16 protein-coding genes and 1 tRNA gene are annotated in these 22,550 nt (G+C 46.5%); 9 read left to right on the forward strand and 8 right to left on the reverse strand.

From position 1 onward, the window contains the following. Nucleotides 1-29 precede the first annotated feature (29 nt). Nucleotides 30-866, reverse strand: coding sequence for a DUF3153 domain-containing protein (locus H6F73_RS21310; RefSeq protein ID WP_242072587.1), 837 nt, complete (start codon nt 864-866; stop codon nt 30-32). 538 nt (nt 867-1,404) lie between these two features. Between H6F73_RS21310 and H6F73_RS21315 the strand changes: the two genes are divergently transcribed. Beyond that, nucleotides 1,405-3,504 (forward strand): amylo-alpha-1,6-glucosidase, encoded by a 2,100-nt coding sequence (locus tag H6F73_RS21315; protein ID WP_190760776.1) that lies wholly within the window; start codon nt 1,405-1,407, stop codon nt 3,502-3,504. An 81-nt stretch (nt 3,505-3,585) separates the two neighbouring features. Here H6F73_RS21315 and H6F73_RS21320 read toward each other — a convergent pair whose 3' ends face one another. After that, the gene (locus tag H6F73_RS21320) at nt 3,586-3,768 is read right to left on the reverse strand and encodes a hypothetical protein (RefSeq protein WP_190760777.1); all 183 of its coding nucleotides are present in this window, start codon (nt 3,766-3,768) and stop codon (nt 3,586-3,588) included. 363 nt (nt 3,769-4,131) lie between these two features. On the opposite strand from H6F73_RS21320, the gene H6F73_RS21325 reads away from it, so the two are divergent. Continuing rightward, on the forward strand, nt 4,132-5,571 hold the full coding sequence (locus H6F73_RS21325; RefSeq protein WP_190760778.1) for an HNH endonuclease domain-containing protein: 1,440 nt from the start codon (nt 4,132-4,134) through the stop codon (nt 5,569-5,571). Here the strand turns inward: H6F73_RS21325 and H6F73_RS21330 are convergent. The 5 genes from H6F73_RS21330 to gshA form a co-directional block, all read right to left on the reverse strand. Next, nucleotides 5,557-6,651, reverse strand: a complete 1,095-nt coding sequence (locus H6F73_RS21330; protein ID WP_190760779.1) for a site-specific integrase — start codon at nt 6,649-6,651, stop codon at nt 5,557-5,559. The genes H6F73_RS21325 and H6F73_RS21330 overlap by 15 nt on opposite strands. Nucleotides 6,652-6,767: 116 nt before the next feature. Next, a tRNA-Met gene (locus H6F73_RS21335) sits at nt 6,768-6,840 on the reverse strand. Nucleotides 6,841-7,407: 567 nt separating this feature from the next. Next, nucleotides 7,408-9,798 carry a peptidoglycan DD-metalloendopeptidase family protein gene (locus H6F73_RS21340; RefSeq protein WP_190760780.1) on the reverse strand — a complete coding sequence of 797 codons (2,391 nt, stop codon included), beginning with the start codon at nt 9,796-9,798 and terminating at the stop codon, nt 7,408-7,410. An 806-nt stretch (nt 9,799-10,604) separates the two neighbouring features. Beyond that, complete coding sequence (locus H6F73_RS21345; protein WP_190760781.1) at nt 10,605-11,066, reverse strand: tRNA (cytidine(34)-2'-O)-methyltransferase; 462 nt, start codon at nt 11,064-11,066, stop codon at nt 10,605-10,607. Nucleotides 11,067-11,226: 160 nt separating this feature from the next. Continuing rightward, complete coding sequence (gshA, locus tag H6F73_RS21350; protein WP_190760782.1) at nt 11,227-12,378, reverse strand: glutamate--cysteine ligase; 1,152 nt, start codon at nt 12,376-12,378, stop codon at nt 11,227-11,229. Nucleotides 12,379-13,113: 735 nt separating this feature from the next. On the opposite strand from gshA, the gene H6F73_RS21355 reads away from it, so the two are divergent. The 7 genes from H6F73_RS21355 (at nt 13,114) to H6F73_RS21385 (ending at nt 21,285) form a co-directional block, all read left to right on the forward strand. Next, entirely contained in the window at nt 13,114-14,175 is a 1,062-nt protein-coding gene (locus H6F73_RS21355; RefSeq protein WP_190760783.1) for an amino acid ABC transporter substrate-binding protein, read from the forward strand. Between the two features lie 53 nt (nt 14,176-14,228). Further along, nucleotides 14,229-15,188, forward strand: coding sequence for an ABC transporter permease subunit (locus H6F73_RS21360; protein WP_190760784.1), 960 nt, complete (start codon nt 14,229-14,231; stop codon nt 15,186-15,188). Between the two features lie 201 nt (nt 15,189-15,389). Next, on the forward strand, nt 15,390-16,418 hold the full coding sequence (locus tag H6F73_RS21365; protein ID WP_190760785.1) for an amino acid ABC transporter permease: 1,029 nt from the start codon (nt 15,390-15,392) through the stop codon (nt 16,416-16,418). A 34-nt stretch (nt 16,419-16,452) separates the two neighbouring features. Further along, entirely contained in the window at nt 16,453-17,217 is a 765-nt protein-coding gene (locus H6F73_RS21370) for an amino acid ABC transporter ATP-binding protein (RefSeq protein WP_277882634.1), read from the forward strand. Nucleotides 17,218-17,385: 168 nt separating this feature from the next. Continuing rightward, nucleotides 17,386-17,667: a PepSY domain-containing protein gene (locus H6F73_RS21375; RefSeq protein WP_190760786.1), complete on the forward strand. Its 282-nt coding sequence runs from the start codon at nt 17,386-17,388 to the stop codon at nt 17,665-17,667. Nucleotides 17,668-18,074: 407 nt separating this feature from the next. Beyond that, the gene (locus H6F73_RS21380) at nt 18,075-19,871 is read left to right on the forward strand and encodes an iron uptake porin (RefSeq protein WP_242072588.1); all 1,797 of its coding nucleotides are present in this window, start codon (nt 18,075-18,077) and stop codon (nt 19,869-19,871) included. 385 nt (nt 19,872-20,256) lie between these two features. Beyond that, nucleotides 20,257-21,285, forward strand: a complete 1,029-nt coding sequence (locus H6F73_RS21385; RefSeq protein ID WP_190760787.1) for a C39 family peptidase — start codon at nt 20,257-20,259, stop codon at nt 21,283-21,285. A 143-nt stretch (nt 21,286-21,428) separates the two neighbouring features. On the opposite strand, the gene nadC is transcribed toward H6F73_RS21385, so the two are convergent. Next, the gene (nadC, locus tag H6F73_RS21390; protein WP_190760788.1) at nt 21,429-22,358 is read right to left on the reverse strand and encodes a carboxylating nicotinate-nucleotide diphosphorylase; all 930 of its coding nucleotides are present in this window, start codon (nt 22,356-22,358) and stop codon (nt 21,429-21,431) included. Nucleotides 22,359-22,550 lie beyond the last annotated feature (192 nt).

A 22,550-nucleotide genomic window follows, 5' to 3' on the forward strand; every position in this document is an offset into this window, starting at 1 on the left:
CTGCAACGGTTTTATCCTTCCCCGGATTGTTAAGCTAACGGTTTAGGTGAAACAGTGGGTTTCCGCCGGCTGCCAATACCAAGTGCCGGCAGCAATTGATATTTCAAATATCCACCCGCAGCCACTAGCAAAATAATCACAAACGCACCAATCCCAATCGGACTCGGCACCCAGAACACAGTTTCCAGATGATTTAACTGACCCGGTTTAAATGCCCAAATTAACTGATTTCCCTGCTCTTCTGGGCTATTATCATTCGCAGCCGATTGAATCGTGCGTGCGCCCCAAGGCGTGTTTAAACTAAACTTAACATCGACCAATTCACCCGGACTGACTAAGATATTACCATCAGAAGAACGCACGCCTAAAGAACGTAAATCCAAGTCATAAATTAACCGATTACGAATCGCAAACAACCAGTTATTTTGATTGACGGTGAGGTGAGATTGAATCTCAGGTAACTCAGGCTCAAGCTTAGCCTCTGAGCGAGATTTTTTAGAGTCAACCGGATTAAAAAATTGGTTAAACTTCTCTTCTAGTTCAGCGCCATTATTAAAAGGAATGGTGACAATCATTTCTTGCTCAGAAATTCGCTGAGTTCTGCCTCCCAATTGCTGCGATCGCCGCTTAACACTATCTAACCATTGCTGAACGGTTAAGCTGCTAAAGCTCCTCAGTTGTTCTCCCAACTGAATATGCTGCACAATTTCTCCGTGAGTCTGGCTCTCGAAATTCACCCCGACATCATACTCCACACATCCAGATAGCAATAGCGAAGCCAAAAATATCACCCATAAAAGCCGCCACCGGCTCCAGATAGTCCGAATAGTCCGCATTAAAGAAAAACGAGTGCTTGCTGCTAACATTGCTGATGTAACCTCCTTTATTTGTGCCGTTTTATATAGATTGTGTGGCCTAATTTTGAATTTATTTTAATTCGCTAAACCCCGTAAAATCTAAACGATTCGCTTTCGTTTTCCAGGCTTCGCATAAAAATGACTCCCCATCCTCTCTACGAAGAAACACAATCCCTGATCAGTCTTTGGTTTCTTGGTATTTTAACGATTATTTTCAACCTCAATCAGGGTTTGCCGGCTCCCTAGGTCACAAAACTCAGGGCAATCAAGTCGCGCTGTGGCCCATTTGAACCCCTAAGCGGCTGCGTTTCGTCAATTCCTGATCGATCTTAGGCTGGATGGTGCTACCGTTACTAGCCCGATGGCAACCGGCTGGGATACAAAATTTGTCCCTGATGGTGTAGCTGTGAGTTTTTTAGTGGTTAAATAAGTCGAGCTACGAGATAACAAGGACAGGAAGTTAGCTGTCCCCAGGGTGACGCGGGCGTTTTTGTCTGCCGGATGGTTCTAGTCTGCGATCAAGCAAAAGAGTTGGTGGCTGAAACTCATGGATGAGTTGGATACACGGGAATGGCTGCTCACAAATGGTTTAGGAAGTTTTGCCGGCGGTACGGTGTGTGATGCTCATACCCGCACCTATCACGGTTGGCTAATTGCGGCGCTTGAGCCTCCCAGCCGGCGCACGCTTTTGCTGTCTCATTTAGAGGCAACCTTAGACGTTGCCGGTCAGATTTTCGGGCTGGGAACGAATTTCTGGGGGGGTGGTGCAGTTTTCCCGTTGGGATTTAACCTGCTACGTTCTTTTGAAATAGAACCTGTTCCCACCTGGATTTGGGGTCAAGATAACTGGCAGCTAACCAGGCAATTGGTGATGCCTTATGGAAGAAGGGAAGAGGAGCAGAGAGAGAGAGGAGGAAAGGGGGAGCAGGAATTAAGGAATTCCCTGAGTTCGGCTCAATTTCCCAATTTGCAGCCCGAATTGTGTCACCGGCTGTTGATTCAATATCACTACACCGGCTCTCAGGTGGCCACACTGAGGCTGCGCCCCTTGATTGCAGATCGTGACTTTCACCACCAGCAATCGGCTGATCCTGGGTTGCAATTTTGGCAAGAAGCCGGTTCTCGGCAAGTCCGCTTGCAAGCAATTCGCAACGGTGAACCGGGGACGCCTTGGCAACTGCGCTGGAGTGCCGGCGACTACCAACCACAAGGGTTGTGGTACTGGAATTATCAATATTTAGAGGAAACGCGGCGGGGTTTAGGAGATCGGGAAGACCTTTACAGTACCGGCGAACTGAGCGTTTCTTTGCAACCAGGGGATGCTGTGGTTCTGGAAGCAAGGGTGGGATGGCCAGAAGCGCCCCTATCTGACCTCAGCAGCGTAGACTTTGAAGCGGCAGTGGAAGCTGAGCAGCAGCGGTTGGATCGGCTGTTTGGCCGGCTGTCTCCACCCGATGCCGGTGAGCCGGTTTGGCGGCAAATGCTCAAGGCAAGTGATCAATTTATTGTTTACAGAAGTTCGATTGACGGGCCAACGGTGATTGCCGGCTATCCCTGGTTTAATGACTGGGGCCGGGATACGCTGATCGCGTTGCCTGGATTGGCTTTGGCGACGGGTCGTTTTGACATTGCTCGCGGGTTGCTGGAAACGTTTGCCCGTTACTGCCAGCAAGGGTTGATTCCCAATGCTTTCCCGGATGCCGGGGGTGAGCCGTTTTATAACAGTTTGGATGCAACCTTGTGGTGGGTTGAGACGCTGGGGCTGTATTTGGAAGCGAGTCAGGATTGGGATTTCTTGAACTTTGCCTATCCTGTAGTGCGGCAGATTTACAAGGCTTTTACCGCCGGCACCCGTTATAACATTCAGGTGGATGCGTCGGATGGGTTGGTGACGTGGGACGCTGCCGGTGTGGCCCTGACTTGGATGGATGCGGTGATTGATGGGCTGCCGGTGACGCCGCGCCGAGGCAAGCCGGTGGAAATTAATGCCCTTTGGTATTCCGCATTGTGTTGGGCGAGTCAGTGGGCTGAGCGATTGGCAAGGGATGCCGGTGAGCGCTCTGGGAACTATCAAAATCAGGTTCGCAATTACTCACAAAAAGCGGCAATTGTCAAAGCATCTCTGTCGAAGTTTTGGAATTCGCAACAGGGTTATCTTTACGACACGCTGGAACCGGATGGGCGTGCCGATCCCCGAATTCGCCCGAATGCCGTGCTAGCGCTTTCACTGCATCATTGCGCGTTCTCTGAGGGGCAAGGGCGTCGGGTGTTGCAAGTGGCGCGAGATCGGCTGCTGACGCCCTATGGTTTGCGGAGTCTTGATCCGGGCGATCCTGGGTATATTGGTGGTTATGCCGGTGATCGGTGGCATCGAGATCGCGCCTATCACCAAGGTACGGTTTGGAGTTGGTTAATTGGCCCCTATATCCGGGCATGGCAGCGGTTTTATCCGAATGAGCCGGTTGCTTTTGATTGGATGCCGGTGTTAGAACACTTCCAGCATCAAGCTTGTTTTGGCTCGATTTCCGAAATTTTTGATGGCGATGCGCCTCACGCACCCCAAGGCGCAATCGCTCAAGCCTGGTCTGTGGCAGAAATTCTGCGTCACTTTGCTGATAGTCAAACCTATAACAACTCAGGAGGGTAGCCGATTGGCTCGTGGGAGAGTCAATTTGTTATCAGAATTCCTGAGTGTTTGTAGGGGGATTCTACGACAAAATAACAAGTTTTATTTCAGCAGGCGATAAGCGCCTAAAGCAACCCATATTCCCAATACTGCGGGTGCGGCAACAGCAGCACCTCCACCAAGCATTACAGCAGCGGCACTTCCTGCAATACCTCCGACCGTTAATGCAATTCTTACTGCTGGATGACCGGGGTTTACGGTACAGAGAAGTCGGCATTTGCTCATTACTTAGCGTCTTTGTGTGCTTTAGAGAACAGCCCAGTGCGGCTGGTAACGTTGGAGATTGCTCAGCGCTCTTTTGGGGCAGATAGTTCTGAAGTAGCACCGATAAAGGAGAACCTATAGATTGTTGATAAGTTCTATCATGGTTTAAAAACTACTTTGCAATACGGAATGGAACCCAAAAGGCAGCGGTGAGCTGTAAAAGCTGAAGCGCTGCCTTTTGTCTTGAAAGCCCTGCATTAACCTTATGAGGGTTTTATGCTAGGGGTGATTACAAGTTTGAACCCGAACAATGTAGTTATCATAAATGCTAACTACATAGCTATAAGAAGTTATCATTTAAGTTAACAAAAGGCTGACTCTAGTATGGGACAGGCAGGCAAAGCACTTAGACAAGTATTGGAGACGTACAGCATCAGTCAGAGCAGTCTGGCAACTGCTTTGGGGGTTGACCGCCCTATCGTGTTTCGTTGGTTTCATGAACACACAGATCCCACAGCCGAGACAGTTGCAGGTATTGTTGAAGTCCTACGTGAGATTAATACAGATGCAGCAGAGTCATTCATTAGGCTTTATCTAGGAGGCTTCTCCCAAAGCATAGAAACTGTTTCAACCAGTGAAAGACAACTTCCACCGTCGGAAGATGTAAATGTTGCATTTCTGTCTGGAATTTTCAATAAAACAACTAATTCTTATAAATATCTATTCTTCATCTCTATCTTAGATATCTTGGAGAGAAGAAAATTTAGCATCTCATCACCTATCAGTTTCAGGGAAATTATTATTGAGATGCTATTCAATGCTTTGTATCCACACATCTACTTCAAGCTGTCCTTTGGCAAACAAGATGAAATCACCAAAGAAATAGACAAATTAATCATAAGGCTTGGTGAATTGAAGGCTAAATTAACCGAAGAAGACAGAAGGGATTTACATAAAAAACTCGAGAATCAAGATATAGATGTTATGCGCTTCAGACGGTTCGTTCCGTTTCTACTAATCAGACCATTTTTTGAACAAGAATTAAGGAATATTGACCCTAGTGAAAGAAGACAGCCTGGGCAAACCGAACAGCATATCATACGCTTAGCAAACAGTAAATTTGATGGATATAAACCTCTTTACTGTTTCGACTCAGATGAATACAAGCGGTGTAAATCAATCATTTTGCATCCGTCTTGGGTTTCCTATTTAAAAACCAATTACTCAATTGTACGCAGCTGGGCATCATGGCATTGGCTACAATATATGCAGGAGCGTAACCCAACTACACCTGCTATAGTCAACAAGTTATTTCCACCACAGGAAAGACGTTTGCTCAATGAACAAAAGATTTGGTGGAAAGAAGTTTTTGCACATAAAGAGGCACATACAGAGATACGCTGTATTTATTCTGATGAGTTAGTAGATCCACAAAAGTTCTCTCTGGATCATTACATACCCTGGTCTTTTGTCGGTCACGATTTACCCTGGAATTTAATTCCCACTCTTCCAAAAGTGAATTCATCAAAATCTAATAACTTACCCTCAGTAGAGTATTTTGATAAGTTTGTTAGCCTTCAACACTTGGGTCTCACAACCCTGCATAAACAGTTAAAAAAAATTAACAGAAAAAAATGGAATGATCAGATTGATTCCTTTGTAAGTGAATTAAAGCTCAGTGATGAGGAACTTCTTGATAAAGAGAAACTTAGAAGCGCTTATGAATCTGCAATAACACCACAAATAGCACTAGCCATCAATCGTGGCTTTACTCCTAACTGGGTTTATATGCAAAACCAGCAGATGGATTTAATATCTGTCTGAAGGTTTTATTTCATGTGGAACAACACAATCAATAGGCGTATCTGTAGCTGTTTCTTCGTGTGCTGCTTGTTCAGCGTCCTCCAAGCTATCAACAACTACATCAACTGAAGTTCCATCAACGAAGTAAACCGTGTAAGCAAGCATAGAAACATCGAATCCTGCATTAACATGATGCCAACGATAGCGAATGAAAGCCCGTGTCACACGCTGCCCCAGTGCAGTGTTGTCTTTGCCCGTGCATTGAGGCAGCTTAATATTTCCGAGATTCCACTTCTCCCACCAGTGCCGGCAAGGCCAAACCTTACGCTGACCCGTCTTACCGCCCTCCTGAATAATCAAAATCCCCGGTGATTGATGGAATTCCCTAAAATCTAAGTAGAAAAGCTCGTGGTTGCGGATACCATAAGTCGCCATAATTCCATAAGCCCACTGCCAAGCTGGATTGGGGATGCGCTTGTACCATTCCTCGATTAGCTCATCCGATGGCAACTCTCTTTCCTGAATTGCAGCATAGGGCGAGTACCGGCCCCGGTACGGCTTGAGGTCAATCTCAATTCCAGCAAATTTAGCCAATGCTCCTAGGGCGATGCAGGCACGACTCCGCTGGCGAGAATCTGGTGGGGATTTAAGTAAGGCCGCCTTAATAGTTTCTGCTGTTAGAGGCGCTCCCTTATCCTTGAAAAGTTTCCAGGTATCTAGGTAGTCCTCAAACGAGGTTTCGGTTTTAGGCGTTCTGGCGCGGCGGTTAAAATAATCGCGCTCAAACTTCTCCAGCCAATCCGAGATTAAATCTGTTGGCTTGAATCCAAAACCCAAATCCTCCCACCTGAATTCCTTGCAGGCTAGAAGGCCACCTACTCTGAGCGCCTCAGCTTTGGCGCGTCGGAAGCCAGCGGGGTTGGCATAAATACTTAGGGCAAGGTCTTGTTGATGTGGGGCTGTTTTTTGGCTCCCTGGTTTTGGTGGAAAAGTGCCACGCAAGGAAAGGCGATCGCCTCTTACTCTGACTACAACTCCGATTCGTGCTGCTTTTAGCTCCGCGTTAACTTCACTGAGGAGATCCTGAATTGTCTTACTCATCGCCCTAAACTTGCCCTAAATCTAAGGGTACATTAACGATAGATAGCGCCTTTTAGCGTCCTATGCAAATCGCTATCACCCTGATATTAGGAAGGCTGAAAGCCTTGTGTTGTAAATGGCTCAAGCGGGATTTGAACCTGCGACCTTGGGCTTATGAGTCCCCTGCTCTAACCACTGAGCTACTGAGCCGTGCTTTTTTTCAGCCTTAATATCTTAACTCATCAAAGTTCAAGAGTGCAATAGCTAAATTGCAAATTGACTGACAAATTTATGAAAATTTCCCCAGGTAATCTCTCAAAACCGCTGACAAAGTTGAGTTTGCTGAGGTTGGCCAGTCAACCGGCAACAATTGTGAATCCCTTCACGGGATCTTCATATTTCGATGTTAATCTCGAAAATAGAACCCTTTCAGGAAAGCAATCTAACGAGAGGGTGAGGACTGGTTAAAGCGATTTGTCTGGAGAAGACCCCAGAAATCAAATCGGTGAAATTCAGATTCCTTCAAAACTTAGCTATCTTGAAGAGTTGAAACGCACAACATCTGCTGCGACAGAGTTGGCTAAAAGTTGTTTCACTTAACCAGACCTTTCTCACAAAGATGCTTAAGGGAGCCAACCGGCTACCCTGTCATCTATCCAATTAGCACAATAGGTGTTTTTAACCTGCTTGTGCCTTGGGTGAGATTTTGAGTGGGGGATGTCTAAAATGGGCACTTCAGACTTCCACACTCAAGATTCTCTCAATCCTGCCGCTTAACTACTGAGGTAACATGGCAATCGGATCGATGGCTCCCTTGCCACGCGAGTGGAGTTCAAAGTGAAGGTGGGGTCCGGTACTGTAGCCGGTGCTGCCCATTTCAGCGATTTGCTGGCCTTGCTCGACTTGTTGGCCTTCGCGCACTAGAATCCGGTCATTGTGGGCGTATAGCGTCAAGCTGCCATCTGGATGCTGAATTTCAACCAGATTTCCATAACCCCCCTCGTTCCAGCTTGCGTAGGTGATAACACCAGGCGCGGCGGCGACAATTGGCGTCCCAATAGGACCGGCAACGTCAATGCCTGCGTGCATCCGTCCCCAGCGCCAGCCATAGCCCGAAGTCATTTCTCCCTTAGCCGGCCAGATAAACCCATTAAAGCTAGCCGCTCCGTTGGGCAAATAGCGCTCAGCAGGGGCGAGAGGCGGTAAATCTGGAGAAACCATGCGCGGTTGAATTTGATCGTAGCCATCTACTCCAATCGGCGCTGTCGCAACAACTGGCGCTTGTTCGGGTGCCGGTTGCGTTACTTGTCCACTACGGGTTCCCAACCGAGCTTGTTGCGAGACTTGTGCTTGCAAGGACTCACGAGGCTGAGCAGGAGTGAACTCTGGGTTGTTGATTTCTCTAGTCGGCACAGATAAGTTCATTACAGAAGGCACCACCGGCGTCGGAGTGGCGATGGCTGCGTTCCCTTGATTGCTGACTTTCTGTGTCTGGTACTTCTCTCTGAGCTTGAGGACTTCAGCCCTTAACCCTTCAACGTAAGGGTTAGATTTGTGGTTAATTTCAGACTCAGGCGACTGATTTGGTTGAACCGGCACCACTGCCATTTCAGCGCTGTCATCGGGTTTGGATTCCATCGAACTCGAAACACTGCCGACGATCTCTGGAGTGCCAGGAGTTACCAACGGTAGAGTCGGGTTCAATGCTGAAGCCGGCTGCGGAATCACAAGATTCGGCACTTGCTTCTCTTCAATCAGCTCAGTATTCGCTGCCGGGTTGTAAGCCGCTTCAGGTGCCACATTACTATTGGCAATCAGAGTCATCGTCTGAGCCAGTGGTTTACCGGCATCACCGACAGGAATTTTCAGTGTTTGATCCACATTGATAAAATTCGGATCGCTCAGTTCATTCGCATGAACCAACTGTGACTGAGAAACTCCATAATTCTGGGCAATGACACCAACTGTGTCGCCCGAATTGACTCGGTAAACGTTTGCTTTCGCTTCTTTAGCTGCGTTAGAAGGAACGACAACCGTTTGTCTATCTTCTGTGGCAATCACAACTGCTTGCGACATATCCGGCACTTCTACTCCCTGTGAGGGCGTAAACACCGGCTGTTTGTCTTCAAGAGGCGATGTTGCCATTTCTGGAACTGGCACCACAGCCGTTTCCGGTGTTGGCACAATTAACGGCACGCTCTTGAGTTCCACTTCTGGACTCGCTGCCGGCACCACGGGCACTAACGCTGGATTCGGCACCACAGCCGTTTCCGGTGTTGGCACAATTAACGGCACGCTCTTGAATTCAGCCTCCGGACTCGCTGCCGGTACGACTGGCACTAACACTTCTCGATCCGCAACGACAGACGGATAGGATAAGTTTGTGATCGGATTGGCTACAGAGGGGTTCTGTCCCGGCTCTGGAACCCATTGAGATGAACTTGCAGACTCCTCAGACCGCAACTCCGCCAGACCATTTTTCAGCCGATTCGATGATCGCTGTAAATCTTTGATGGCAACATCTTGATTTGCCTTTAAAACCTCTTGCTTAGCCTTAAACAGCTCATTAACGTCATCCGCAATGGGACTGTTAACGGCTAATGGCACCACCAGCGTGTTTGCCGGCGACACCACCTGAAATTCCTCAAAGCTTCTTGCCTTAGGAATATCCAGCCTTGGTTCTGCAAGCAGGACAGGCTCTGAGCTAATGCTGTAGGAAGGTTCGTTTGCCGTTACAGGCAAAGCTCTTTCCGTAGAATCAACCTCAGGCGACAAGGGCAAAAACCTTGTATCTTCCTGTTCCGCGTGTCTGGGTAGCGCATTCGCTTCAGGTATGGCAATCACTGTCTGGGCAGCCGGTGTAACTTCATCAGCGACCGGCAACCAAGCTGTTTTATCTAACGATGAGATTGCCCTCTTCGCCGTCGGTTCAGCTTTTATGGGTTCCGCTGCAAACGCTCTATCTCCTTGTCTCGGCAGAAACAGGCTAGAGGCACCCATAGAAATGGCCAATCCAATCATGGCTGCAGAGGTACGAACCCGGCGGTTGCCCTCTGGGTGCGCCTGCCTGAATAATCCCAACTTGCACGCAGAAAATTTTACTAACGCCTCCTTTTCTGGAGAGGGGGAAGGAACAAACCTTACCTTCTGCGGAAATTCTCGTTTCAAGAAACGACCTCCTAACAACCAGCGCTTAACTGTCCTTGAGTGAACCAATCTATTATGACTAATCAATGATGCAAATCACCTCTGAAAGAGATTGAAATCACTGAGAGTCAATATGCTTAGGCAAGATTACCCTGCTTTTTCAATTTAGACAAGCTTACATTAATAAAAACCTCAGACCGGAGAGTTTTCGTGTAGCCTCGACTGATCAGGGGCTTGTGTAAGGCTTTCCCGCCGCTATTGAACTCTGTGTAGATGTTGGCACCGCTGCTGTGGCCAAATACCTGAATTGACTCACCAGACGTGTATTTACGCTTATTTTTCCAAGAAATACAACCCTACCTTTTGGTTGATCCGCTTTAACATTGCTCAAACAACCCCCTCAACTGAAGCGCTCAATCTGCCAGCTTTGCTTAACAGATAAGTGTTTGAGCGAATTTTCGGTCACTGTTTTGGATCAAAAAAAACTATCTATTGCGCTGCCGTTTCCTCCTGGTAGTTTGATACAAATTTCTTATCACAAGTAACTACGGCGCATCTTTACCATATCTGGATAGTTTTATGATGATTATAAAACGACTTTCCTCGCTCTATAAATGCCTAATCTCTTTCATGTAAAGGATATTTAGAAGCAATCATTTAATATCTGTGTAGAGATATTCGGGATTTTCTTTCAGGAAAAGTCTCCAATAATTCCTATTACTGAAATCGCTGCGGGTTAAGGGTTTCCACAAATGTGGCGGCCAGAACTATAAAGTAATGAAGCCATAACCGGCCTCACCCGCAGCGATTCTCAGCCGGCAAAGTTTTCAGCCCAAATAGCCCAATTGACGCCGCGCTTCAAATAAACCCAGGGCCGCACTCACTGAAAGATTAAGACTGCGAACCTGAGGCTGTGTCATAGGAATGTAGACAGTCTCATCGCAAGCTGATAATACTTCTGCCGCCAAACCTAGGGTTTCACTGCCAAACAATAGCCAATCATCCGGCAGAAATTGAAATTGAATATAGCTACACTTTCCACGAGTGCTAAATCCCACACATCGACCCCCACGCGCTTGCTGGAAATCTTGGAAAGCTTCTACAGATAGGTGATATTGCCAATTCACGTAAGGCCAGTAGTCTAAACCGGCTCGTTTGAGATAGCGATCACTAATTTCAAAGCCCATTGGTCCCACTAAATGCAGTTCTGTGCCGGTAGCGGCACAAGTACGGGCAATATTGCCCGTATTTGGCGGAATTTGGGGATGAATCAAGACAATTTGAGGCATGAATTACTTAATCAATCTTAATCCCGGCAACTATAGACCCAATTAGGCTCTCCAAACTGACTAAACCTCTCTAAAGATAGAGGCTAACTATTGCTTTTTCTAATGCACGCCCCACCCACTCCATTGATTAAATATTCTAATTTCCCATTTGAGCAGTAAACTAAGCAGCCAACATCTGGCATAACTTATCTTCTAAATCCCCTTCTTGCTCGGCCATCGATTGAATAGCCTGAGTGATAATACTCTGACAATCGAGTCCTCCAGAGTGCATTTTTAGCCACTGTTGGGCGCTGTTGCCTTCTCGGAGAATTTTTTTCAGGGGTGAGAGGAAGCAACTAAAGCCACGTTTTTTGGCCACCGGCCAAACTTCTTGGTAAATTTCTTCAACCCAATCCCTGGCTAAGATGGGCCTGCCGTCCTGCCAGTGCCGCAACTGGGCATCTAAACTTTGATGGGCAGCAGCCTGTTCATTAGCATCCGTTAAGACCACTAAATCTTCTGCTCGGTTCCCTGCCGGCAGCTGGCTCATTTCTAAAGGATCTAAACCCGGATTGTTAAGCAATTGCCATAATCTCGCTTCTAATAGTGCCGTAATGGCCAGCAGCGAGATCGGATCGGTAACCAAGTCGCAAATTCTCAATTCCAGCCGGTTCAGATTGTAAGGACGCCGATCACCATTAGGGCGCACTGATGACCACAAGTGACGAACATTTTGCATGGTTCCCAGCGCCAGCTGAGCTTCAGTCCACTGGACAAAATGGCGGTGGCTTTCAAATAAAGGAACATGGGCCGGCGTTTTCGGAAACATCCGCCACCGGGTCGAGTGATTGCCCGTGATTTGGCCATTGAGGAAGGGCGAAGAGGCACTGAGAGCGAGATATAAAGGAGCTTCTACGCGGATCAGGCGACAAGCCCGCATCAGTTGCTCCAAATCGCTGATGCCTATATTAATGTGAATGCTCGCAGTGACAACAGTGGTGCCGTAAGTTTGTTCAATGTAATCGTGGTACGGGTTTTTCGGGTCAGATCGGTAGAAGTGATCGCTTCCTTCTAAGGGCAACGTACTGCCAGGGATCACTGTGTAATCACCCAGATGTTTTAAATACTCCCGCAACTGGACTCTGGGGCGCACCAAGGCACATAACAACCGCTCATAGCGACAAAAAGGCGCGGTGGTATATTCCACGTTACGACTATCTGGCTCCCGGACAAATCCATCTAAGTCAGCCACAATTCGGTCAGACAATCCCACAACCCTACCTTGGGGTGTGCCGGTGTACATTTCGACTTCAAAACCTTTTGATAGCAGCACAGTTTCTCCTCTGATGAGTTAATGACTCTTTATTTAATATCAGGGAAAAGTGGGCGCTACATCTACCAAGCGTCTGAGGTTTTCCCCGAGTTCGCTGCTAGATATTTATGCATAGCCTGTCTCATGTACCTAAAATTTAGGCAAAGATACTCAATTATCATGAAAAGTCTACTTGACTGCAAAAGTCCTAAAACTTAGGCAAGTAATTTTAACACCTATTTATTTGTAGCTTTATTTTTTTTGCACTTAGGCTTTACACATAGTAACCTAGCAACTTGATTCACGCCACCACAGGAACTAGGAAAATAAAGAACCCTTAATTTAAAAATTTTGCTATATTTTCATTCAAACTTGTACGAAGAAAGCTTACAGAAGCAAAAAATGAAACTGCCGAATTGGGTGAAAAAAGCATTTTTATTGATTTAAAACATTTAAAAATAAATAATTAAAGTATTCTTGAGCAGAAAAATTTAAGGGATAATTTTCGTAAAGTGTTAAAGATAAATTTCCAGCCAAGCTAAGGCTTTAAGACTGTTTGCGACGATCAGAAAAACTTCACTGACCGTGCATCAGCCAGCAATGTATCTTAGGCTCACAAGACCAAAACAAGAAAATTAGGCTAATGGGATGCGAGTCCCCAACTTAGCCTGTATGATAAAACACTATCAAGCGAGGTCTTCAGATATGACCTTGTATGCTGCCTTGCCGATCTAATGAGAGAGTATAACTGAGTCTATGCGTAGATGGGGTTCCTTATTACTAGCCACCATGCTCCTGGTCATGCCCCTAGTAGGCTGTCGGAGCCGGCAGTCACAACAGACAACATCCAGCCAAACTACCCGTCAGAGCCGCTTAGAGACAGTATTAAAGCGCGGAAAGTTAATTTGTGGTGTAGGTGCTGACTTGCCCGGATTTAGTTATGTGGGTCAGGACGGCAAATATGTGGGATTGGATGTAGATGTCTGCCGTGCGGTCGCTGCCGCTTTGTTCGATAACCCGGATGCTTTAGAAATTCGACCTTTGACGCCTAAAGAGCGGTTTACCGCCATGCAGTCCGGCGAAGTAGACCTTCTCAGTCGCAACACCACCTGGACTTTAGGCCGTGATACTGAAGTGGGGATGGAGTTTGCCCCCACGGTGTTTTATGACGGTCAAGCCATGATGGTAAGAAAAGATAGTGGCATTAAGTCATTAGAAGACTTCAAGGGAAAGGCTGTCTGCGTGCAAACCGGCACCACTACTGAGAACAGCTTGGCTGACCAAATGCGTAAACGCGGCGTTACCTATCAACCGCTTGTGTTTGAAGAAACCGATGCCACCTTTGCTGCTTACGCACAAGGTCGCTGCCAGGGTGTAACGACTGATCGCTCTCAGCTAGCCGGACGCCGCAGCATTTTACCAAATCCAGATGATCACATTCTTTTGGATGTGGTGATGTCTAAAGAACCGTTAGCACCATTAGTTCTCGGTGGTGACACCAAATGGTTCGATGTGGTTAAGTGGTCAGTTTTTGCTTTATTTAATGCTGAGGAGTTAGAAATTACCTCGCAGAATGTAGCACAGGTTGCCTCTACAACCACCGACCCAGTAGTGCGGCGCTTTTTAGGCGTTGAAGGAAATTTGGGTAAAGGGATGGGCGTTTCTAACGAGTTCGCAATTCGCATCATTAAGCACGTTGGTAACTACAGCGAAGTTTACGACCGCAACCTCGGCCCTAAAACACCGTTAAACTTGCCCCGTGGAATTAACACTCTTTGGACAAAGGGAGGTTTGCTATACTCTCCTCCGTTCCTCTAAGAAGATACTTCAGTTGTCAATTATTAGGAGTCTGTTGTCAATAATCAAAAACAATGGAGCGACAAAGAACAGAAGACATAGGACAAAAGACAAAGGACAAAACCCCCCTGTGGCGTGATGAGAGGTTTTGGCGTATTGCCGGCCAAGTTTTGGCAGTTTTGCTTGTAGTTATCACAGTTGGCATCCTGTTAGATAACTTAATTTTTAACTCTGAGCAGCAGGGACTTCAATACGGGTTTGATTTTCTGGGCGAGCAAGCATCTTTTGATATTGGTGAAACCACCATTCCTTACTCCCCCTTAAGCCCATACAGTCAAGCTTTGCTGGTGGGGATAACTAACACCCTGCGAGTGATAGTCATTGGGATTATCCTGGCTAGTATTGCGGGCATGATAGTTGGGTTCTCTGTAATTTCAGATAATTGGCTATTGCGGCAACTGGCAATTATATATGTAGAAACCATCCGCAATACGCCTTTACTGCTACAACTGTTTTTCTGGTACTTTGCTGTTTTTCTAACACTGCCGGTGCAAGAAAATTCAATTTCGCTGCTGGGGTTTATTTCTCTTAGCAATCGCGGAGTCGAGTTGGGTAGTATCCGTCTGTCTTCTGAATTCTGTGCTTTGCTGGTGGGGCTGACCGTTTACACTGCCGCTTTCATTGCAGAAATCGTTCGCGCCGGCATTCAATCTGTGCCTCGCGGACAGTGGGAAGCAGCAAAAGCTTTGGGAATCAAACCATTTTTGATGCTGCGATTGGTCGTGTTTCCCCAAGCTTTGCGGGTAATCATTCCACCTCTAACAAGTGAATATCTCAATTTAGCAAAGAATTCGAGTTTGGCGATTGCTATTGCCTATCCAGATATCTATTCTGTCTATTCAACCACTTTAAATCAGACAGGTCGGTCTGTAGAAGTGATTGTGTTACTCATGGGCACCTACTTGGTAATCGATCTGCTCATTGCCGGTGTGATGAATTTGTTCAACAGCTCAGTACAAATTAAAGAGAGGTAAAAAAATTAAAGTTTGAAGGAGAAGTTTGTTGGAATCTAAAGTTTATAAATATTCACCAACTGAGTTTTGAGTGATAAATTTTACAGACTACAAATTTGTAAATATTCGCAAACTAAGCTTTGTCATTAAACTTATCCTTCTTTTTATAAAATTTTCTCCCTAGATAGTCTAAAAAAAGCAGTCACTCAAAACTCAGAATTAATGCAAAAACCAGAAGATTCAAAATTCAAAATTCAAAATTCTCTTAACTGGTTGCGCCAGAATCTCTTTAATACTTGGTACAACAGCATACTCACCCTCTTCTGCCTCTGGCTGATTTACCAATTAGTAGCAGCGATTTTGGGCTGGGCAATTTTCAAAGCACAATGGGCAGTTGTCTGGGCCAACTTACGACTATTTTTAGTAGGCCGATACCCAGCTGGCGAAACTTGGCGGCTGTGGTTGGTTGCGCTTATTTTGGTGGGATTAACCGGCTTGTCAGCGTGGCAACCTCGTCTTTTGCGTCGGTGGTTGCCGGCAGCATGGCTAGTTGCTTTTCCAGTCACTTTATGGCTGATTGGAGGCGGCTGGGGTTTAATGCCGGTGGGAACAGAACTTTGGAATGGTCTGCTGCTGACCTTGTTGATGGCTGTCGTTAGTATTGTTCTATCCTTTCCCCTCGGTGTCTTACTCGCTTTAGGACGACAGAGCACTCTGCCGGTGGTGCGCTGGTTTAGTATCTTCTACATTGAAGTGATCCGAGGACTGCCTTTAATTGGCATTCTGTTTATGGCACAAGTGATGTTACCACTACTTTTGCCCCCAGAAATTCGCTTGGATCGGGTGCTGCGAGCGATCGCCGGCTTGACCCTATTTAGTGCCGCCTACCTGGCAGAAAATGTGCGCGGTGGATTGCAATCTCTGCCTCGCGGTCAAGTTGAAGCCGGTAAAGCCCTCGGATTCAATCCATTCTTAGTCATTGGGCTAATTGTGCTGCCTCAAGCCTTACGGGCGGTTATCCCAGCAATTGTCGGTCAATTTATTAGTTTGTTTAAAGACACAACGTTGTTATCAATTGTAGGATTGCTGGAATTGATAGGGATAGCTCGGTCTGTTCTCGCACAGCCACAGTTTTTAGGGCGTTATGCCGAGGTTTATCTGTTTATCGGCATCATTTACTGGTTCTTTTGCTACACCATGTCTTTAGTCAGCCGGCGTTTGGAACAACAGTTGGATGTGGGTAAGCGATAAAAGGCTAGGAAAAAGGAAAAAGGAGAAGGGACAAATGAACCAAGAGATAAAGAACAAGCGACAAAACGAAGATTTGATGATTGTGGCCCAAGATGTCCACAAATGGTACGGCCAATTTCACGTTCTGCGTGGCGTCAGCCTTAGAGTCAACCGGGGAGAAGTGGTCGTAATCATGGGGCCGTCGGGTTCTGGAAAATCCACGTTTATTCGCACGTTTAATGCTTTAGAAGAGTACCAGCAAGGACAAATTGAAATTGATGGAATTACTCTCAGTCATGATCTGCGCAATATCGATGCAATTCGGCAGGAAGTGGGGATGGTGTTTCAGCAATTTAACCTGTTCCCTCACTTAACGGTGCTGCAAAACGTCACCCTAGCACCGATTTGGGTTCGCCGGTGGCCAAAAGCGAAAGCAGAAGAAGTGGCAATGCAACTGCTGGAACGTGTGGGAATTTTAGAACAAGCGCGGAAATATCCAGGTCAGTTGTCTGGAGGCCAGCAGCAACGGGTGGCCATTGCTCGCGCTTTAGCTATGCAGCCTAAGATTATGCTATTTGATGAGCCGACATCGGCTTTAGACCCAGAAATGGTGCGGGAAGTTTTGGATGTTATGCGATCATTGGCCGGTTCGGGCATGACAATGGTGGTAGTCACTCACGAAGTCGGGTTTGCTCGCGAGGTAGCAGACCGAGTCGTATTGATGGATAGTGGGATGTTGGTCGAGGAAGCCCCACCGGCAGCTTTCTTTCAAAATCCAAAAGAGGATCGCACTCGCAAATTTCTTTCTCAGATTCTCTAAGTTTCAAAGCATTCTAAGTGCTGTGCGGAAAAATTTCTATTTTTTTGTGTTATAAGTGCCAGGTATGATCAAGCTAAAGGCAACTTAGTAGCCCTTAAATGTTTAAAGTTATCTGTAGTTGATTTCTGTCTTAGAGCAAACAGGGTTTCACTATTTAGAAAGGCGACTATGTCAATTAACAAAGCCCGGTTGCGTCAACTACACTCCATGCTTGCACCCATCATGGTTTTACCCATTCTACTAACCCTAATAACTGGCTTTTTTTATCAAATGGCAGATGTTGCCGGCAAACAGGTAGACTTTTTATGGTTGCTCGATCTGCATAAGGGAAATTTTGGCCTTTTAAATTTAGAAGTAATTTATCCTTTTTTAAATGCTTTGGGCTTATTCACTTTGGCCATCACCGGCACTACCCTCTGGTTCCAAACGCGCCGCCGGCCTGGAAATTAGGGCTTATAAGGTTTGGACATTTCCTAGTTAGTGGTTGAACGCTGATTGTAAGCAGTTTGCGTGACCGAACACTGGCTGATTTTAAGACTACAGAGATTAAGGGACGGGTGTTTGGAACTTATCTGGTAGCATTGATTACATTTATAAAGATAGTCTTAACTTTTTTTCTATTAAATCTTTACCTCTACTTAAGCTAGAAAAATTAGTATTTCTCATAGATTAAAATGCCCCCATGCTACCTGGAAGAGCTATCAAGCAGATACTAGAGCTAAAAGTCAGGCGGTGACTAAATATAGAAGAAACAGTAACCGAAGATTCTCGATAAAATCTGATAAATTATTTGAGTGGTGAAAGAAAAGCACAATCTGCTCAGCAGTTTTTAAGTTAGGTGTGAGGACAGAAGAATAATGATGCCAAAGATTTTTAGGGCTGCCTTCCTTTACAAATCAGCCGTCCTAGGGGCAATTTTGGTTGTGACCAACAGCGCCTTGGCCGTTGAAGCTCCTGCCGGCGAAAAAGATGCAGAGAAAATCGCAGCAGCCGACCCAATTGCCTCGTCTGTTGAAAACAATGATCGGCAAACTCAACAGACAGGTGAGCTGCTTGCAGTAAATGCCCCCGACCAGTTGTTGTCTGTTAAAGCCACCTCAGTGCCAGCCGGCAGGAATTTACTTGCAGAACTCCCATCTGACGGCACACTCCCCTCTGAAACTTCTGTCCCTGCTGAACCCTCTGTGAGTTCGCTAGACGGCATGGGCCAAGCCAACGAAGAAGTAGACCCAATGGCCCAGCTGAGCGATGTGAATCAGCTCTCAGATGTCCAGCCAACAGACTGGGCCTATGAAGCCTTGCGAAACTTGGTTGAAAGATATAACTGTATTGCCGGCTACCCGGATGGGACATTCCGAGGAAACCGGGCCATGACCCGTTATGAGTTTGCAGCCGGTTTAAATGCTTGCTTAGATGCAATCTTGGCGTTGATACCAGAAGGGGGAGACTTTGCCACCCAAGAAGATTTAGCCATACTGCGCCGGCTGCTAGATGAGTTTCAAGCAGAACTCGCCACCTTACGCGGTCGAGTGGATGCCCTCGAAGCTCGCACCTCTGAGTTAGAGGCCAATCAGTTCTCCACCACCACCAAGCTCAGAGGAGAAGTGATCTTTGCCGGTAGTGACATTATCGGAGAAGGTGGCAGCTCGGTTCCCCACTTTACTCACCGCACCCGGCTAAACTTGGATACCAGCTTTACAGGCAAAGACCTCTTGAGAGCTCGGTTGCAGGTCGGTAACACCGAAGACTTGACAGCCTTTGGGGGAACTCCAATGGATCGCTTGGCATTTGAAGCCAATACTGAGAACCAATTACAAATCCATAAACTGTTCTATCGTTTTCCTCTCACTAGCAGGGCTACAGTCATCGTCGATGCCAATCAAGGCGAGTACAACGAGAACGTCTTCGTATTTAACCCTGCCTTAGAAAGTAGCGGACGGGGATCTGTATCCCGCTTTGGCCGGTTCAACCCCATCTATCGGCAAGGCGGAGGACAGGGTCTAACCCTAAATTACGACTTTAGCAAAGCATTGGGTGTATCCCTAAGTTATCACGCTCCTAATGGTAACGATCCTGATCCCGCTCCTGGTGGGGGAGGTGGATTTTTCAGCGGTTCCTATGCAGCACTTGGTCAAGTCACTTTCCGACCTAGCAATCGCTTTGCTTTAGGCTTAACTTACGTCAATTCCTACTCTCGTAATGGCAGTAACCTATCGGGAGGCACAGGAAGCAGCTTGGCAAATCGACCCTTCGGTACAGTTCCTACTTCAGCTAATCACTATGGTGTTGAAGCGAGCGTCAGTCTCAGCCCTCGATTTATCATTTCGGGTTGGGGTGGCCTGACTGACGCTCAGCAAGAATCAGGAGGAGATGCAGATGCTAAGATAATCAACTGGGCTTTGAGCTTAGCTTTCCCGGATCTGGGCAAAGAAGGAAATTTGGCAGCCTTTATCATTGGGATGCCGCCTAAAGTGACTGAGAGCGATGCGACTGAAGATAGAAACACCTATTTACACCTAGAGGCTTTGTACCGCTATCAAGTAACGGATAATATCGCCATCACTCCAGGCTTGTTTGTCATTCTCGATCCAGAGCATAACGACAGCAACGAAACGGACTTCGTTGGAACTGTCAGAACCACCTTCACATTTTAAGTGCCCCAATTGTGAGGAGGTGTTCGGAAAGATGAAGTTTGGCGTCTGAGCGTTAAAATTTCCCAGTCAATCATCCTGATAGGGCCTGAAACTGGAGGTAGGGGGAACATCTCCATCCTACCTCCAGTTTTCCAACTTTAAGTGGGAGCAAACCCAATAGAACTTTTTTGGATGCAAGTACCTGCTTTTGATTTGCTCAAACTGTACATGGGGTGCTAAGCGAAGTCAGCCATTGATTTAAAAAACGTCTGCTATGTCCCCGGTCAGCTAAACCAAGAGCTTAACCGGGAAAAACTGTTTTAGCTTAATGTAGGAAAATAAAATTGGTGTAATCTACTGGAAGCAGCTCAGATTGAGCCATTTATTCAGAAGGCAGGTATGGAAGATGAAGTTACAAGACTTTCTCAACACAAACATCAAGTATGACGTTAATGCCATAGCATCTGACCCAGAACTCACCCGTCAAATCCAGATGCGGATGATCGAATTGAATTTGCTTGAACCGCCGGCAGACGGTAGATTTGGCCCAATTTCTACAGCGGCTTTGAGGCGTTTTCAATCCTTAATGCAATGTGAAGAACCAGGCTTTTTAGGTGCAATCACAGCTAATAAGATGATTAAAACTCAGCCGCAGGAGATTACCGTTTCACCTCCAGTTCTTAAAATCATTTTCAACACAGTTTTAAAAGCGAAACCCATCTCATTATCTGAGCTATCACAGCAAGAGAAACAAGAAGTTAAAGGTGGTCAATCCTTTGAGCTTTTGTCCTTTGAACTTGTTCGCAATCACGTAAGAGTCACTTTGCGTAAAGATTCGTTTAACAATTCTAAAATTTGGTACGCATTTGGGCAGCATATTGAGGTTTATGAAAAGACAAGGCTTGTTTATCCAAAAGCTAAGCCAGCAAATGTAAAGCTCGATGTTCCTTATCAGTCTCAACTAGACAACTTGTTTAATCCTACGGGTTCTGGCAATGTCACTTCACTTGCCATGTGCTTGCAGTTCTTGGGCGCTCCTCGCCAGAGGGATTCTGGACAATTTGAAGATGAGCTGTATGAATATACTGAAACTAAAGGTTTAAACAGACAAAATCCGTATGATTTGGCTCAAGTTGTGGCAGCTTACGGATGTCATGATCATTTTAAAGAAAATGCCACAATCGAGGAAGTTCAAGATTGGCTATCAGAGGGTAAGCCGGCTGTGATACATGGCTTTTTTACGGCTTTTGGTCACCTTATTGCTATCGTCGGTTACGATAACGAAGGCTTCTATGTCCACGATCCTTATGGAGAATGGAGTCCAGAAGGATATCGTACAGATGGCAGTGGAGCTTATCTACATTACTCCTATCAGGTGATTCGCACTGTCTGCATTCCAGATGGCAGCTTCTGGGTGCACTTTATTTCAAAGTAGCAGTGCGTAGAAATTCCCAACTGCAAATGCGCTAGTGAAAAATCTACCGGCCCTACGGAGATCAGCCTATATAAATTTGCCGATGGGGCTGGTAGATTTATTGTTTAATGCACTTTTTTTTCAGTAGGAAAATTCACTAAATTTTAGGTAGCCTCTTTTTGAACGGACTGGGTGCCGATGTTTACTTTCATACTTAAATCTAGCCAAGTCGAGCGGGTGATCGGAGCGCTAGTGGAAATGTAGTCTACGCCGGTTTGGGCCACAGCACGCAGGGTTTCCAGGGTGATATTGCCCGATGCCTCAATTTTGATGTGAGGGTTTGAAGTGCGAATCAGCTGCACTGCTTGGTGCATCAGCTCAACTGGCATATTGTCTAGCATGATGATGTCCGCTCTGTAGTTGAGGGCTTCTTCTACTTGGGCTAGTGTTTCTGTTTCCACTTCTACTGTTAAAGGGTAAGGAATTCGCGCTCGAATTTGCGTGATTGCTGCGCCAATGCTGCCGGCGGCGGCAATGTGGTTATCCTTAATCATCACACCGTCATCTAGTCCCATGCGGTGGTTCTTAGCTCCTCCCACTTGGGTTGCGTATTTCTCTAAAAGTCTAAGACCAGGCGTTGTCTTGCGGGTATCTACCAGTTGTGCCGGTAGATCAGCAATTTGCTCAATATATTTGCGTGTCAAGCTGGCGATGCCACTAAGACGCATGGCTAGGTTTAAGGCCACTCGTTCGCCCATGAGTAGCGCATCTAGTGGGCCATTAAGGTGAGCGACGACTTGTTTTGGGTTGCACCATTCACCTTCGGCAACAGTAGGCACGAAGCTAACTTTATCATTCAATATCTGAAAGACCAACGCAGCGATAGGCAGGCCGGTGATCACGCCCGGTTCCTTGACAATCCATTCGGCTTGTCCCTCAGGGACGTTTGCCGTAAATAGGCTTTGAGTCGTGCGATCTCCTCGGCCTATATCCTCCAGCAGCCAGCCCTCCAAGAGCGGCTCCAACACCAGCAAGGGGGGCAAAACAGTATTAGTGCTCACAGCGTACTTTTCTTTATTAGAGTTTTTCTTCATAGAGATAAGTTAGCTCAAAGCGTTACCGGCAAGGGGTTTGAGAGTGGTTGCCACCCCGTTCAGATATTTTTTGCTCTAGGGGTTGACAGAGCTCAGTTGAGTTGATAGATTAGTAAAGCGCTCAAGAGGAAGCGACGCGAAAGCGAGACGCCTCGAAGCGCCCTGAACCTAGAAAAAATAATAGTTTGAAAG

It is taken from the genome of Microcoleus sp. FACHB-68, from assembly GCF_014695715.1.
Lineage (GTDB): Bacteria > Cyanobacteriota > Cyanobacteriia > Cyanobacteriales > Oscillatoriaceae > FACHB-68.